The following is a 13,890-nucleotide window of genomic DNA, read 5'->3' on the forward strand; positions in this document are numbered from 1 at the left end:
TAAGGACTTTGTCAGACCTGAAACGGGTCCTGCACCAGAATCGTGTCGACACGATCGGGGCTGGTAGACAGCAAAGCCACCGGCGCGCCGATCAGTTCCTCGACATGGCGGACATATTTCACGGCCTGCGCCGGCAGTTCTGCCCAGGTGCGCGCCCCGCGCGTCGATTCCTTCCAGCCCGGCAGCGTCTCGTAGACCGGCTGCACCTTGGCCTGTGCCTCCTGCGACGCGGGCAGATAGTCGAGCGTCTGGCCGTTCAGCGTATAGCCGACGCAGATCTTCAGCTCATCGAGGCCGTCGAGCACGTCGAGCTTGGTCAGCGCGATGCCGTTGATGCCCGACGTCAGCACGGTCTGGCGCACCAGCACCGCGTCGAACCAGCCGCAGCGCCGCTTGCGCCCGGTGACGGTGCCGAACTCGTGGCCGCGCGTGCCGAGGAAATTGCCGATCTCGCCGGTGTCCTCGGTCGGGAACGGGCCCTCGCCGACGCGCGTCGTATAGGCCTTGGTGATGCCGAGCACATAGTCGAGCGCCCCCGGGCCGACGCCCGAGCCCGTCGCCGCCTGCCCCGCCGTGGTGTTCGACGAGGTGACGAAGGGATAGGTGCCGTGGTCGTTGTCGAGCAGCGCGCCCTGCGCCCCCTCGAACAGGATGCGCGCCCCCTCGCGCCGCTTCTGGGCGAGCAGCCGCCAGACCGAATCGACGTAAGGGAGAATCTTGTCGGCAACCGCCATCAGCTCGTCGTGGATCGCCTGCGCCGAAATCTCCGGCTGGCCGAGGCCGCGCCGCAGCGGGTTGTGGTGGGCGAGCAGCCGCTCGATCCGGTCGGTCAGCACGGCGCCGTCGGCGAGATCCATCACGCGAATCGCGCGCCGCCCGACCTTGTCCTCGTAGGCCGGCCCGATGCCGCGCTTGGTGGTGCCGATCCGGGTGCCGGTATTGGAGTTCTCGCGCAGCTCGTCGAGTTCCTGGTGCAGCGACAGGATCAGGCTGGCGTTTTCCGCGATGCGCAGGTTTTCCGGCGAGATCTTCACGCCCTGCGCCTCGATCCGGGCGATCTCGGTCACCAGCGCGCGTGGGTCGACCACCACGCCGTTGCCGATCACCGACAGCTTGCCGGGCCGGGCGACGCCCGACGGCAGCAGCGACAGCTTGTAGGTCACACCGTCGATGACCAGCGTATGGCCGGCATTGTGGCCGCCCTGGAAGCGGACCACGACGTCGGCGCGCTCCGACAGCCAATCGACGATCTTGCCCTTGCCCTCGTCGCCCCACTGCGAGCCGACCACCACCACGTTCGCCATCGACGCTTCACTCCCGCTTGTCCTTGCGGCCATGCCGAAACCCTCGCGTCGGAACGCGAGGGGGGTCTTGCCGGCCACCGTCTAATAGCCGCTTTGCGCCGCGACTGCGAGGGGCCACGGCACCGGCAGCGGGGGAGATGCATGGGTGACCCGCAGGCCCGCGCCTATCGGCATGGCCGGCGACCGGCTATAGAGCCCGTTCGGTCCGGGAGGCCGTCGGTCGATGCCGGTGCCCCTTGCCCGGCGGCGGCCGCGACGAAGAACAACAAAGAGACGCTTCGGCCATGGCGGCACTTCGCGAACGCGCGACCCGCGCGCTTTTCGGCAATCCCTATCTTCTGCTCGCTTTGTCGGCCCTGTTCTGGGCCGGCAACGCGATCACCAGCCGGCTCGCGGTCGGCGAGGTCTCGCCGATGGCGCTGACCACGCTGCGCTGGGCCCTCGTCGGCGTCATCGTGCTCGCCGTCGGCCTGAAGCCGGTGCGCGACGAATGGCCGGTGCTGCGCCCGCGCCTCGTCTATCTCGCGATCATGGCCTTCCTCGGCTTCACCGGCTTCAACGCGCTCTATTACATCTCGGCCTATTTCACCTCGGCCGTGAACATCGGCATCCTGCAGGGCGCGATCCCGATGCTGGTGTTCGCGATCGCCCTGGTGGTGCGCGGCACGCGGGTGAAGCCGGCGCAGGTCGTCGGCATGATCGCCGGCCTCATCGGCGTCGGCGTCGTCGCCGCCCGTGGTGACATGGACGTCCTGCTCGGCCTCGGCTTCAACTTCGGCGACGTCCTGATGCTGGTCGCCTGCGCCATGTACGCGACCTATACGGTGGCGCTGACCAGCCGGCCGCAGGTGTCGGGCTTTGCCTTCTTCACCATCCTCGCCGCCTTCGCCCTGCTCACTTCGCTGCCGCCGCTCGCCGCCGAGATCGCCATGGGCAAGTTCCAGTGGCCGACGCCGGCCGGCTGGCTCGCCATCGCCTACACCGCGGTCTTCCCCTCGGTGCTGTCGCAGATCTTCTTCATCCGCGGCGTCGAGTTGATCGGCCCCGGCCGCGCCGGCATCTTCGTCAACCTGGTGCCGGTGTTCGCCGCCGTGCTCGCCGTGGCGATCCTCGGGGAGCCGTTCCACGTCTACCATGCCGTGGCGCTGGTCCTCGTGCTCGGCGGCATCCTCTACGCCGAGCGGGCGCGGCGCTGATGGCACGGCCCGCCACCCCGATTCCGGATGATCCGGCCGACCGGCCGGGCGCTGCCCCCTCGACCAGCCCGCGGAGAGCCCCGATGCCCCCGATCGCCTGGCTCCTCCTCGTCCTGCTGTCGCTACTCTGGGGCGGCTCCTATCTCTCGGCCCGCGTCGCCGCGCCGGAGATCACCCCGTTCACGCTGGTGTTCCTGCGCTGCGCCATCGCGGCGGCGGTGCTGAACATCGCGCTCTATGCCACCGGACGCCGGCTGCCGTGGACGGCGGAGCGCCTGAAGCAGTTTGCGGTGATGGGCATCCTCAACAACGTGATCCCCTTCGCGCTGATCTTCTACGGCACGCGCCACATCGGCGCCGGCCTCGCCTCGATCCTCAACGCGGCGACGCCGATCTGCACCGTGCTCGTGTTCCACTTCCTCTCCGACGACAGGCTGCGCCCCAACAAGGCCGCCGGCGTCGTGCTCGGCTTCACCGGCGTTGCGGTGATGATCGGCATCTCGGCGCTGAGCGACATGGGCAGCCACCTGCTCGCCGAGCTCGCCTGCCTCGCGGCGACGGTCTCCTACGCCTTTTCGATGCTGTGGAGCCGCCGGCTGACCGGGCTCGACCCGATGGTGATCGCCACCGGCCAGCTCACCGCCTCGACGCTGCTGACGCTGCCGCTGATGTTCGCCTTCGAGCAGCCCTTCGCGCTGCCGATGCCGTCGACCGAAGCGATGCTGGCGGTGCTGTTCCTCGCGCTCGCCGCCACCGCCTTCGCCTATATCGTCTTCTTCCGCATTGCCGCCCTCGCCGGCCCGGCCAACGTGATGCTGGTCACCTTCCTCGTGCCGATCAGCGCGATCTTCCTCGGCTGGCTGTTCCTCGGCGAGACGCTGCAGCCGCGGCACTGGGCCGGCATGGTGCTGATCATGGCCGGCCTCGCCGCGATCGACGGCCGCGTCTTCGGCCTGTTCCGCCGCAGCTGACCCACGAACGGCAGAAGGCCCCGGTACACGACCGGGGCCTTTTGATTTCGCAGATCCCTGTTCCCAACCGCAGCCCTCACCAGCAGCAGAAGCCGCCGTCCACCAGCAGGTCGACGCCGGTGACGAAGCTCGCGCCCGGGCTGACCAGGAACACCGCCGGGCCGACCATCTCGTCGACGGTGGCGATCCGCGCCATCGGCGTCTCGGCGGCGAAGGTCTTCAGCTGCTCGGCGACCTCGGGCCGCTTGTTCATCGGCGTCAGCGTATAGCCGGGGCTGATCGCGTTGACGCGGATGCCGTGGCCGACCCAGTCCATCGCAAGGCTCTTCGTCAGGTGGATGACGCCCGCCTTCGAAGCGTTGTAGTGCACCTGCGTGATGCCGCGGTTGACGATCGAGCCCGACATCGAGGCGATGTTGACGATCGCGCCGCCCTTGCCGTTCGCGATCATCGCCCGCCCCTCGGCCTGGCACGACAGGAACGTGCCGGTGAGGTTGACGTCGATCATCCGCTGCCACTGCTCGCGCGGCATCTCGGCGGCGAGCCCCGCATTGGCGATCCCGGCACAGTTCACCGCGATGACGAGCGGCCCGAGCTCCGCCTCGGTGGCCGCCACCGCTTCGGCGAGCGCCGCCTCGTCGGTGACGTTGCCGGCGAGCGCCAGCGCCTTGCGCCCGAGCGCCGTGATCGCGGCCACCGTGTCGCCGATGCCGGCGCTGCCCGGCAGGTCGAAGCACGCGACATCGGCGCCGGCCTCGGCCAGCCCGACCGCAATCCGCTGCCCGATGCCGCTACCGGCCCCGGTGACGAAGGCGGTCTGCCCGGAAAGATCGAAGAGGGTCATGAAGGAGGGCTCCCTAGGAGGGTGGAACGTTGTTTCTACTGCTGCCTCGGCGCTGGCCAACGCCAAGGCACGAAGGCTGCAAAAAATCCCTCCCCCTTGTGGGGAGGGTGGCCCCGCCGCGAGGCGGGGTCGGGAGGGGTCGCGGCGGCGCGGCATATGCGGACGCTTCGCCGGAAAATCGCGGAGAGGCCCTTACCCCTCCCGACCCGGCTTGCAGCCGGGCCACCCTCCCCACAAGGGGGAGGGATAAGAGGCGGCGACCACCTTGCCCCCTTACGTCGTCGCGAGTTCCATCACCGACACCCGTCCCGCCGTCTCGTGGTCGAGGATGCCGCGCTGGCGGCCGCGGGCGAGGACCATCACGCGGTGCGACAGGCCCAGCACCTCGTCGAGGTCGGAGGAGACCACGATCACCGCCATGCCGCGCTCGGCAAGGCCCGAGATCACGTCGTAGATCGCCGCCCGCGCGCCGACGTCGATGCCGCGCGTCGGCTCGTCGAGGATGACGATCTTCGGCTCGCGCGAGATGCACTTGGCGATCACCACCTTCTGCTGGTTGCCGCCCGAGAGCTCGCTGACCTTCTGTGCCGGGCTGCCCTTCACCCCGAAGCGGGCGATGGCGCCGCGGGCGAAATTCTCGACCGCGGAGGGACGGATCCAGCCGGTGCGGCTGATGCGCGGATAGTTCCCGAGCGCGATGTTGTCGGCGATGGTGTGGTCGAGCGTCACGCCCTGGTGCTTGCGGTCTTCCGGCACCAGCACGATGCCGGCGGCCAGCGCATCCGCCGGCGAGCGCAGCCGCACCGGCGCGCCGCCGACCTCCACCGTACCGGAACTGACCGGATCGGCGCCTGCAATGGCGCGCACCAGCTCGGTGCGCCCGGCGCCGACGATACCGGCGATGCCGAACACCTCGCCGGCGGCGACCTCGAAGCTGACGTCCTCGAACAGGCCGAGCGCCGAGGTGAGGTTTTGAACTTTCAGCAGCGGCGCGCCGTGGCGATGCGCGAGGCGGGGGAACATGCGGTCGAGGCTGCGGCCGACCATGTCCTCGACGAGCTGCTTCACCGGCACCTGCGCGGTCGCGTGCGTCGCGACCAGCCGGCCGTCGCGCAAGACGGCGACGCGGTCGGCGATGCGGGCGATCTCGTCGAGGCGGTGGCTGATGTAGACGAAGGAAACGCCCTCCGCCTTCAGCGCCGCGATCTGCTCGAACAGGCGATCGGTCTCCTCGCCGCCGAGCGCCGCGGTCGGCTCGTCGAAGATCAGCAGGCGGGCGTTCAGCGTCAACGCCTTGGCGATCTCGACCTGCTGCTGCGCCGCGACTTTCAGGTCGCGCACCAGCGTCGTCGGCGCGACGTCGAGGCCGAGGCGGTGCAGCTGCTCGGCGGCGCGGCGGTTCATGGTCTCGCGGTCGATGCGGCCGCCGCGGGTCGGCAGGCGGCCGACGAAGACGTTCTCGGCGATCGAGAGTTCGGGGAGCAGCCGCATTTCCTGGTGGATCAGGCCGATGCCCTGCGCCAGCGCGTCGGCCGGCGACGCCGGAGCATAGGGCTGGCCGCGCCAGCTCATCGTGCCGGTGGTCGGCTGCACGAGGCCGGCGATGATCGAGGAGGCCGTCGACTTGCCGGCGCCGTTCTCGCCGAGCAGCGCCAGCACCTCGCCGGGACGCACCTCGAGGTCGAGCCCCGACAGCACGGTGACCGGACCGTAGGTCTTGCCGATGTTGCGGATGACGAGCCCGTCCGCCGGGGCGGCGCTGGGCTGGACCTGTGCCGGCTGCATGACAGGAGGGTCTCCGTTACGTGGGCGGCGATGGCAAAAAGGGGAGCGCCGGCGCGGCTGCCGGCGTCGGCGCTCCCGTCGCGGCGACCGGGGGAGATCCGGTCGCCGCGGGGTCTGGCGGAGAGGAACCGCTCAGGGGTGTTCGGCGATGAACTGCGCGACGTTTTCCTTCGTCGTCAGCGTCGCCGGGAACAGCTGCATCGGCTCGATTTCCTGGCCGGCGACGATCGCGATCGCGCTGTCGACGGCCTGGCGGCCGAAGAACTGCGTGCGCTGGGTCGCGGTGACGTCGAAGACGCCCTTCTCGAGCGCCTCGAGCGCGGCGGTGTCACCGTCGAAGCCGGCGACGTAGATGCGCTGCGCGGGGTTGGCGACCTTCACCGCCTGGGCGGCGCCGAGGGCGAGGCCGTCGGCCTGGCCGAAGATGATCGAGACGTTCGGGTGCGACTGCAAGAGATCCGAGGTCAGCTTGAAGCCTTCGTCCTGGCTCCAGGCCTCGCTCCAGAGTTCGCCGACCACCTTGATGTCCGGATAGTTGGCGAGCGCTTCGCCGCAGCCCTTCGAGCGGTCGACTTCCGGCGTCGTGCCGCGCTGGCCGTGGACGATGATCATCTCGCCCTTACCGCCGGCCTGCTTGGCGATATAGTCGCAGACTTCGCGCGCCGAGGCGACGCTGTCAGTGGCGATGAAGGTGTCGCCGGGGGCGCCGTCGGCGTTGCGGTCGATGTTGATCACCGGCACGCCCTGCGCCTTGGCGGTGCGCACCGGCACGGCGGCGGCGGTGGCGCCGGCGGGGATGTAGAGCAGCGCGTCGATGTTCTGGGTCAGCAGATCCTGGATCTGGCTGACCTGGGTCGCCGCATCGCCCTTGGCGTCGACGGTGATCACCTCGATGCCCTTGGTCGCGGCATAGGCTTCGACCGACTGCTTGATCTGGTTGAAGAAGTTCGCCTGCAGGTTGGCGACGGCAAGGCCGATCTTCTTGACTTCGGCGGCGCTGGCGTTGCCGGCGGCGGCGAAGAGCACGCTGGCGGCGGCGGCCGCGAGCAGGATGGAACGACGGGTCTTCATTGGGCTTCCCTCCGTGTGATGACGCGATCCCGGCCGGCCCGGACTCCTCCCGGCGACGGCGGAATTTTTCGTATCGGTCCGTTGCCGGACCTTTCCGCCCGCGTTGGTGCGGGCGAACTGCTGGCGCTCCGGGGTCTCTCGGAGCGGTCGTTTCTTGGCGGGCGCCGGCTCGGCCGGCGCACCGCGGGGCCGAGCTTCAGCGGCCGCGGCCGCGGAACTTGTCGGCGGCGACCGCGAGCGCGATCACGACGCCGATGATCACCTGCTGCACGAAGGGCGAGACGTGCAGCAGGTTGAGGCCGTTGCGCAGGAAACCGATGATCAGCACCCCGACGACCGTGCCGCCGATGCTGCCGACACCGCCCGACAGGCTGGCGCCGCCGATCACCACCGCGGCGATGGTGTCGAGCTCGTAGCCGAGGCCGGAACTCGGCTGCGCCGAGTCGAGGCGGGCGGACAGGATGACGCCGGCGAGCCCGGCGAGCGCCCCGGCGATCGTGTAGACCCAGATCGTGCCGGCCTGGACGTTGATGCCCGAAAGCCGCGCCACCTCCGGGCTGCCGCCGATCGCGTAGAGCGCGCGGCCCGCCGGGCGGAAGCGCAGGACCACCCAGGCGACCGCCGCGATCACGATCATCACGCCGACCGTGACGGTGAGGAAGCCGAAGTGGCGGATGATCGCGAGGTCCGAAAACCAGAGCGGGAAACCGACGATCTGCTCGCCGTCGGTGATGATCGCCGCAACGCCGCGCGCGACCGACATCATCGCCAGTGTCGCGATGAAGGCCGGCACCGCGAGCTTGGTGATCACCAGCCCCGAGATCGCGCCGCACATTGCCGACACCGAGATCGCCATCGCGATGGCGATCGGAAACGGCAGGCCCATGCGATTGGCGAGAAAGCCCATCGTCATCGCCGACAGCGCCAGCACCGAACCGACCGAGAGGTCAATGCCGCCGATCAGGATGACCAGGGTCATTCCGATCGCCATCACGCCGATCACCGTGACCTGGTCCATCACGTTGAGCAGGTTGCGCACCGTGAGAAAGGTGTCGGTGGTCAACGACAGGAAGATGCAGAGGGCGATCAGGCCGATCAGCGGGCCGGTGGCGCCGGCCGGAAAGGCGAAGCGGCGCGGCCGGGCCTTCTCGATCGGTGCGTCAGAGGTTGCGAGCATGGCGTGGTCTTCCTCCCTCGAAAGTCTTCAGTCGGCGGCGGCGCGGCGGGCGGGGGCGGCCTCCACCGCCTCCCCGGCCCGGGCGGACGGCACGCCGTCCTTCAGTGAGCGGGCGACGGCCCCGCGCCAGGCGGCGCGCTGCGGTGCGCGCTTCGTCTCGTCGATCGACGGCCGGAAGATCGTCGCAGCACGGTCGAGCCGGTCGAGCGCGCCGCGATCCCAGACCCCGGCGGCATGGCCGGCGAGGTGCGCGGCACCCAGCGCCGACAGCTCCGCCGTCTCCGACCGCCACACCGGCAGGCCGAACAGATCGGCCTCGATCTGCATGAGTTGTGCATTCCGGGTCGGCCCGCCGTCGACGTGCAGCCGGTCGACGGCGACGCCGCTGGCGCGCACGGAATCGAGCACGTCCGCGATCTGATGCGCGATGGATTCGATCGCCGCCCGGGCGACCGACGCCCGCCGCGTGCCGAGGCTGAAGCCCGCGAGCAGCGCCACCGCCTCGCCGTCCCACCACGGCGCGCCGAGGCCGCCGAAGGCCGGCACGAGGTGCACGCCGCCGGCATTTTCCTCAGCCGCGGCGAGCGCGGCGAGACCGGCCGGGTCGGTGCCGAGCAGCTCCGCCGCCCAGATCAGCGTCGAGCCGGCCGCACGGATGTTGCCCTCGAATGCCTGCACCGGGGCCGCGGCCATGCCGGGCACCCACCAGGCGATCGTCCGGCAGACGCCGCGGTCGAGCGCTGCGAGCCGCGGATCGACGAGGCCCATCACCGAGGAACCGGTGCCCTGCGTCGCCTTGACCGCGCCGGGCGCGAACGCGCCGTGCGCAAACAGCGCCGCGTGCGAATCGGCGAGCACGGCCGTCACCGGCAGCCCATCAGGCAGCGGCGGCAGGCCCCGCACCGTGGGGAACGGACCGGTCGACGGCACGATTTCCGGCAGCGCTGCGGCCGGCACGCCGAAGAGACTGAGCAGATCCGCGTCGTAGCGGCCGGTCGCAACATCGACGAGCTGCATGCGCGAGGCATTGCCCGCCTCGACCACCGGCGCACCGCCGAAGCGGGAGACCAGGAAGGCATCGACCGTGCCGACGACGATCTCGCCGGCCCTCGCCCGCACCCGGTCCGGATCGAGCCGGTCGAGCAGCCACTTTGCTTTCGCGGCGGAGAACATCGGGTCGAGCGGCAGGCCGCTGCGCGCGCGCACCAGCTCCTCCGCCCCTGCCGCGCGCACCGCCTCGCAGATGCCGATGGTGCGCTGGTCCTGCCAGGAGAGCAGCGGCGTCAGCGGTTCACCGGTACGCCGGTCCCAGACCACGCAGGATTCGCGCTGGGTAGAGAGCCCGACCGCGACAAGGCGCGGCGCGATCTCGGCCGTCACGGCATCCGCGACCGCAACGCGCACGCTGTCCCAGATCGCGTTCGCGTCCTGCTCGACCCAGCCCGGCGCCGGCGTCGCCTGCCCGACCGGCGCCTGGCCGCGGGCGACCACCGCCCCGGCCTCGTCGACGACGAGGCACTTGGTCGAGCTGGTGCCCTGGTCGATGGCAAGGACGAGCGCGCCGGTCATCGCCGTTCAGCCCGCGATCTCGAGGGCCGCCGCAGCGATGCCCTCGGCGTTGAGCCCGAAATGATCGAGCAGGAAGCCGGTGTCGCCGGTCGGCGCAAAGCCCCGCACCCCGAGCAGGCGCATCAGCACCGGCGCATGGCGCACCACGACCTGCGATACCGCGGCGCCGAGCCCGCCTTCCACCATCGCCTCCTCGGCGGTGACGATGCCGCGCGTCTCGCGGGCGGCGGCGATGATCTCGGCCTCGTCGAGCGGCTTGATCGTCGAGACGTTGAGCACCCGCGCCGAAATCCCGCGGGCGCCGAGCAGCTCGGCGGCGGCGAGCGCGCGGCTGACCATCACGCCGGTCGCGACCAGCGTGACGTCGCTGCCGTCGCGGATGCGGTCGACGCGGCCATAGGCGAAGGCGTCACCCTCGGTGCTGACCGAGGGCACCTTGAAGCGGCCGATGCGCAGGAAGCTCGGCAGGCCGGAATCGACCGCCCAGCGCACGGCGGCGCGGGTCTGGTTCGGGTCGGCCGGCACCACGATCGAGAGATCGGTGATCGCCCGCAGCCACGAAAGGTCCTCGATCGAATGATGCGTCGGCCCGAGCTCGCCGTAGGACATGCCCGGGCTCATGCCGCAGAGCACGACATGGTAGTTGTTGTAGGCGACGTCGGCCTTGATCTGCTCCAGCGCGCGGCCGGTGAGAAACGGCGAGGCGCAGCAGACGAACGGCACGAAACCGCCGTTGGCGAGGCCCGCGGCGACGCCGACCATGTTCTGCTCGGCGATGCCGACGTTGATCAGCCGGTCCGGAAACGCCTTCTGGAAGGCGTTGAGGTTCGACGAGCCGACGCTGTCGTTGCAGACCGCGACGATGCGCGGGTCGGCCTTGGCGATGGTCATCAGTTCGTCGGCAAACGCCTGACGGCAGTCGAAGCTCTCGGCCTTCGCCGGCGCCGTGGCGAGGGAGGCGGCGGGGGCGTTCATGCGGAGAGCTCCTCGAGCGCGATCACGACCTGCTCGGCCGACGGCACCTTGTGGTGCCACTCGACCCGGTCCTCGATGAAGGAAACGCCCTTGCCCTTCAGGGTGTTGGCGATGATGGCGCGCGGCTTGCCGGCGGAGGGGGCGGTGAAGGCCGCATGCAGCGCGGCGTGGTCGTGGCCGTCGAGTTCGATGGTCTCCCAGCCGAAGCTGGTCCACTTGTCGGCGAGCGGGTCGAGGGCGTTGGTGTCCTCGGTGCGCGCGCCCTGCTGCAGCCGGTTGCGGTCGACGATCGCGCAGAGATTGTCGAGCTTGCGGTGGCCGGCGGCCATCGCCGCTTCCCAGTTCGAGCCTTCCTGCAACTCGCCGTCGCCGAGCACCACGAAGGTGCGCCAGCCGGTGCCCGACAGCTTCGAGGCGACCGCGCTGCCGACGCCGATCGGCAGGCCGTGGCCGAGCGGCCCGGTGTTCGCCTCGACGCCGGGGATCTTGCGCCGGTTCGGATGGCCGTTCAGCCGCGACAGCGGCTGCATGAAGGTGGCGAGTTCTTCCTCCGGGATGAAGCCGCGCAGCGCCAGCACCGAATAGAGCGCGGCGGCGCAGTGGCCCTTGGAGAGGATGAAGCGGTCGCGCTCCGGCTTCAGCGGGGCGGCAGCGTCGACGTCAAGCACCGAGAAGAACAGCGTCGTCAGGATGTCGGTGACCGAGAGGTCGCCGCCGATATGGCCGGCACGCGCCGCGTCGATGGTGCGGACCACCGACCGGCGAACGGCGCGGGCGATGTCCGCCAGCATGGCGGCCCGCTCTGCCGCGGGAAGGGCGCCAAGGGCCGCCGGTTCGGGATAGGCGCCCGTGGCGCCGAACCATGCCGAATTCACTCCGGACCTCACTTGAATAAATATTCAGATCAGCATTGATTTTCAGAGTAGCCAGCGTTAGCATCCCGGTCAAGAGGGGCAAGCCGCGTTTTTGGGCAGAGAATCTGCTGCAGCGCAGCAAATCTGCCGCATTGCAGCGCATCTCTTCGCCTTGACAGGGGTGCAGCGACGGGCAACTAGTCTGGAATGAAACGACGTTCCTGAATTTATATTCGTTCCAGATGCGCCGAGGCTCTGCTGCAGCGCGGGTCTGCGACCATGCCGGGGAACGAAAAATCGCGGGGGACAGCATGAGCCGGTCGCAGGAGCTGCGCCTGATCGCCCGCGTGGCGCAGATGTACTATTCCGAGGGCCTGAAGCAGGCCGAGATCTCGACGCGCCTGCACATCTCCCAGGCGACGATCTCGCGCCTCCTGAAGAAGGCCGAACAGGAGCACATCGTTCGCATCACCGTGGTGCCGCCGAGCGGCACCTACCCGGACCTCGAGCAGGCGCTGCGCGAACGCTACGGCATCGCCGAGGTGATCGTGGCCGACTGCTCGGAGGATCGCGAGGAAGCGATTCTCGCCGGCATCGGCGATGCGGCGGCGCACTATCTCGAAACGACGCTCGGCGACGGCGAGGTGATCGGCATCTCGTCGTGGAGCGCCTCGCTGCTGCGCATGGTCAACAGCATTCATCCGCTGAAGCGCACCCGCGCCGAGCGCGTCGTGCAGATCCTCGGCGGCATGGGCAACCCGGCCGTGCAGGTGCACGCCACCCAGCTCACCATCCGCCTCGCCCAGCTCACCGGCGGCGAGCCGCAGCTGCTGCCCGCGCAAGGCGTCGCCGGCTCCACCGCCGCGCGCCTTGTCATGCTGGGCGATTCCTACGTCCGCGCGACGATGGCGCATTTCCGCCGCGTCACCATCGCCCTCGTCGGTATCGGTGCGCTGGAGCCCTCGGTGATGCTGGCGAACTCCGGCAACGTCTTCACCGCCGACGAGTTGCACGATCTCGCCGCCCGCGGCGCCGTCGGCGACATCTGCATGCGCTTCTACGATCGCGACGGCGCCCCCCTCGGCGGGGCGCTCGACGAGCGCGTCATCGCGATGAGCCTCGACGAGTTGAAAGCCGTGCCGCGCGTCGTCGGCGTCGCCGGCGGTGGCCGCAAGGTGGCGGCGATCCGCGGCGCCCTGCTCGGCCGCCACATCGGCGTGCTGATCACCGACCGCTTCACCGCCGAAAAGCTCGCCTGACCCGGGCGGCCGCGCCGGCTGCCGCAGGCCCACGAAATCCCCCCATCCACGATCTGGAGGATCCCATGTCCCGCTTCGAATCGAAGACCGTCGTCGTTACCGGCGCCAGCCGCGGCATCGGCGCGGCGATCGCCTGCCGCTTCGCCCGCGAGGGCGCGAGCGTCGTGCTTAGCGACATTTCCGCGAGCGTGCACGATACCGCGAAGGCGATCGCGGCCGATGGCGGCAAGGCGATCGGCGTCGAGGCCAACGTCACCGTCAAGGCCGACGTCACCGCGCTCTATGACGCCGCCGAACGCGCCTACGGCACGGTCGACATTTCGGTGCAGAACGCCGGCGTCATCACCATCGCCAGGGTCGAGGACATGACCGAGGCCGAGTGGGACAAGGTGATGGACGTGAACACGAAGGGCGTCTTCCTGTGCTGCCAGGAGGCGATCCGGCGCATCCGCAAGCACGGCAACGGCGGCCGCCTGATCAACACCGCCTCCGGCCAGGCCCGCCAGGGCTTCATCTTTACGCCGCACTACGCCGCCTCGAAGTTCGGCGTCGTCGGCATCACCCAGAGCCTCGCCAAGGAAGTCGCCAAGGAAGGCATCACCGTGAACGCCTTCTGCCCCGGCATCATCGAGACCGAGATGTGGGCCTACAACGACACCGCCTGGGGCAAGCTGCTCGGCAACTACCAGCCCGGCGAGCTGATGGCCGAATGGGTGAAGGGCATCCCGATGGCCCGCGCCGGCAGCGGCGAGGACGTCGCCGGCCTGGTGGCGTTCCTCGCCAGCGCCGATGCGGCGTACATCACCGGGCAGACGGTGAATGTGGATGGGGGGTTGATCATGTCGTGAGGGGTGCGTCCGGGCTATGCGGATGGTCCCCCCCTCC

The 13,890-nt window shown here is 69.9% G+C and carries 12 protein-coding genes; 4 read left to right on the plus strand and 8 right to left on the minus strand.

What is annotated here, in order from left to right; translation table 11 throughout:
- Window positions 1-11: 11 nt before the first annotated feature.
- The gene (locus I5731_RS16045) at window positions 12-1,304 is read right to left on the minus strand and encodes an adenylosuccinate synthase (protein WP_197312424.1); all 1,293 of its coding nucleotides are present in this window, start codon (window positions 1,302-1,304) and stop codon (window positions 12-14) included.
- Window positions 1,305-1,588: 284 nt separating this feature from the next.
- Here I5731_RS16045 and I5731_RS16050 point away from each other — a divergent pair, with 284 nt between their 5' ends.
- Both I5731_RS16050 and I5731_RS16055 read left to right on the plus strand, forming a co-directional pair.
- Window positions 1,589-2,500 (plus strand): DMT family transporter, encoded by a 912-nt coding sequence (locus I5731_RS16050; protein ID WP_197312425.1) that lies wholly within the window; start codon window positions 1,589-1,591, stop codon window positions 2,498-2,500.
- A gap of 83 nt (window positions 2,501-2,583) precedes the next feature.
- Window positions 2,584-3,471 (plus strand): DMT family transporter, encoded by an 888-nt coding sequence (locus I5731_RS16055; RefSeq protein ID WP_197312426.1) that lies wholly within the window; start codon window positions 2,584-2,586, stop codon window positions 3,469-3,471.
- Between the two features lie 76 nt (window positions 3,472-3,547).
- On the opposite strand, the gene I5731_RS16060 is transcribed toward I5731_RS16055, so the two are convergent.
- The 7 genes from I5731_RS16060 to I5731_RS16090 form a co-directional block, all read right to left on the minus strand.
- On the minus strand, window positions 3,548-4,315 hold the full coding sequence (locus I5731_RS16060; protein WP_197312427.1) for an SDR family oxidoreductase: 768 nt from the start codon (window positions 4,313-4,315) through the stop codon (window positions 3,548-3,550).
- 273 nt (window positions 4,316-4,588) lie between these two features.
- Window positions 4,589-6,100 carry a sugar ABC transporter ATP-binding protein gene (locus tag I5731_RS16065; protein WP_197312428.1) on the minus strand — a complete coding sequence of 504 codons (1,512 nt, stop codon included), beginning with the start codon at window positions 6,098-6,100 and terminating at the stop codon, window positions 4,589-4,591.
- Window positions 6,101-6,232: 132 nt separating this feature from the next.
- Entirely contained in the window at window positions 6,233-7,171 is a 939-nt protein-coding gene (locus tag I5731_RS16070; RefSeq protein WP_197312429.1) for a sugar ABC transporter substrate-binding protein, read from the minus strand.
- A gap of 196 nt (window positions 7,172-7,367) precedes the next feature.
- Entirely contained in the window at window positions 7,368-8,348 is a 981-nt protein-coding gene (locus I5731_RS16075) for an ABC transporter permease (RefSeq protein WP_197312430.1), read from the minus strand.
- A gap of 27 nt (window positions 8,349-8,375) precedes the next feature.
- Window positions 8,376-9,917, minus strand: coding sequence for an FGGY family carbohydrate kinase (locus I5731_RS16080; RefSeq protein ID WP_197312431.1), 1,542 nt, complete (start codon window positions 9,915-9,917; stop codon window positions 8,376-8,378).
- A 6-nt stretch (window positions 9,918-9,923) separates the two neighbouring features.
- Window positions 9,924-10,892, minus strand: coding sequence for a transketolase family protein (locus tag I5731_RS16085; protein ID WP_197312432.1), 969 nt, complete (start codon window positions 10,890-10,892; stop codon window positions 9,924-9,926).
- Window positions 10,889-11,683: a transketolase gene (locus I5731_RS16090; RefSeq protein WP_197312433.1), complete on the minus strand. Its 795-nt coding sequence runs from the start codon at window positions 11,681-11,683 to the stop codon at window positions 10,889-10,891. The genes I5731_RS16085 and I5731_RS16090 overlap by 4 nt, the downstream gene beginning before the upstream one ends.
- A 374-nt stretch (window positions 11,684-12,057) precedes the next feature.
- On the opposite strand from I5731_RS16090, the gene I5731_RS16095 reads away from it, so the two are divergent.
- Window positions 12,058-13,005, plus strand: a complete 948-nt coding sequence (locus I5731_RS16095) for a sugar-binding transcriptional regulator (protein WP_197312434.1) — start codon at window positions 12,058-12,060, stop codon at window positions 13,003-13,005.
- A gap of 65 nt (window positions 13,006-13,070) precedes the next feature.
- A complete protein-coding gene (locus I5731_RS16100) occupies window positions 13,071-13,853 on the plus strand; it encodes an SDR family oxidoreductase (protein WP_197312435.1) in 783 nt (260 codons plus the stop codon).
- The last annotated feature ends 37 nt before the right edge of the window (window positions 13,854-13,890 follow it).

Origin of the sequence: Methylobrevis albus (assembly GCF_015904235.1) — a bacterium.
Lineage (GTDB): Bacteria > Pseudomonadota > Alphaproteobacteria > Rhizobiales > Pleomorphomonadaceae > Methylobrevis_A > Methylobrevis_A albus.

Bases quoted from the DNA above. Each gene is read 5' to 3' on its own strand.
- I5731_RS16085 (WP_197312432.1), bottom strand. From the start codon at position 10,892: ATGAACGCCCCCGCCGCCTCCCTCGCCACGGCGCCGGCGAAGGCCGAG.
- I5731_RS16070 (WP_197312429.1), bottom strand. From the start codon at position 7,171: ATGAAGACCCGTCGTTCCATCCTGCTCGCGGCCGCCGCCGCCAGCGTG.
- I5731_RS16055 (WP_197312426.1), top strand. From the start codon at position 2,584: ATGCCCCCGATCGCCTGGCTCCTCCTCGTCCTGCTGTCGCTACTCTGG.
- I5731_RS16045 (WP_197312424.1), bottom strand. From the start codon at position 1,304: ATGGCGAACGTGGTGGTGGTCGGCTCGCAGTGGGGCGACGAGGGCAAG.
- I5731_RS16100 (WP_197312435.1), top strand. From the start codon at position 13,071: ATGTCCCGCTTCGAATCGAAGACCGTCGTCGTTACCGGCGCCAGCCGC.
- I5731_RS16090 (WP_197312433.1), bottom strand. From the start codon at position 11,683: ATGCTGGCGGACATCGCCCGCGCCGTTCGCCGGTCGGTGGTCCGCACC.
- I5731_RS16050 (WP_197312425.1), top strand. From the start codon at position 1,589: ATGGCGGCACTTCGCGAACGCGCGACCCGCGCGCTTTTCGGCAATCCC.
- I5731_RS16065 (WP_197312428.1), bottom strand. From the start codon at position 6,100: ATGCAGCCGGCACAGGTCCAGCCCAGCGCCGCCCCGGCGGACGGGCTC.
- I5731_RS16095 (WP_197312434.1), top strand. From the start codon at position 12,058: ATGAGCCGGTCGCAGGAGCTGCGCCTGATCGCCCGCGTGGCGCAGATG.
- I5731_RS16075 (WP_197312430.1), bottom strand. From the start codon at position 8,348: ATGCTCGCAACCTCTGACGCACCGATCGAGAAGGCCCGGCCGCGCCGC.
- I5731_RS16080 (WP_197312431.1), bottom strand. From the start codon at position 9,917: ATGACCGGCGCGCTCGTCCTTGCCATCGACCAGGGCACCAGCTCGACC.
- I5731_RS16060 (WP_197312427.1), bottom strand. From the start codon at position 4,315: ATGACCCTCTTCGATCTTTCCGGGCAGACCGCCTTCGTCACCGGGGCC.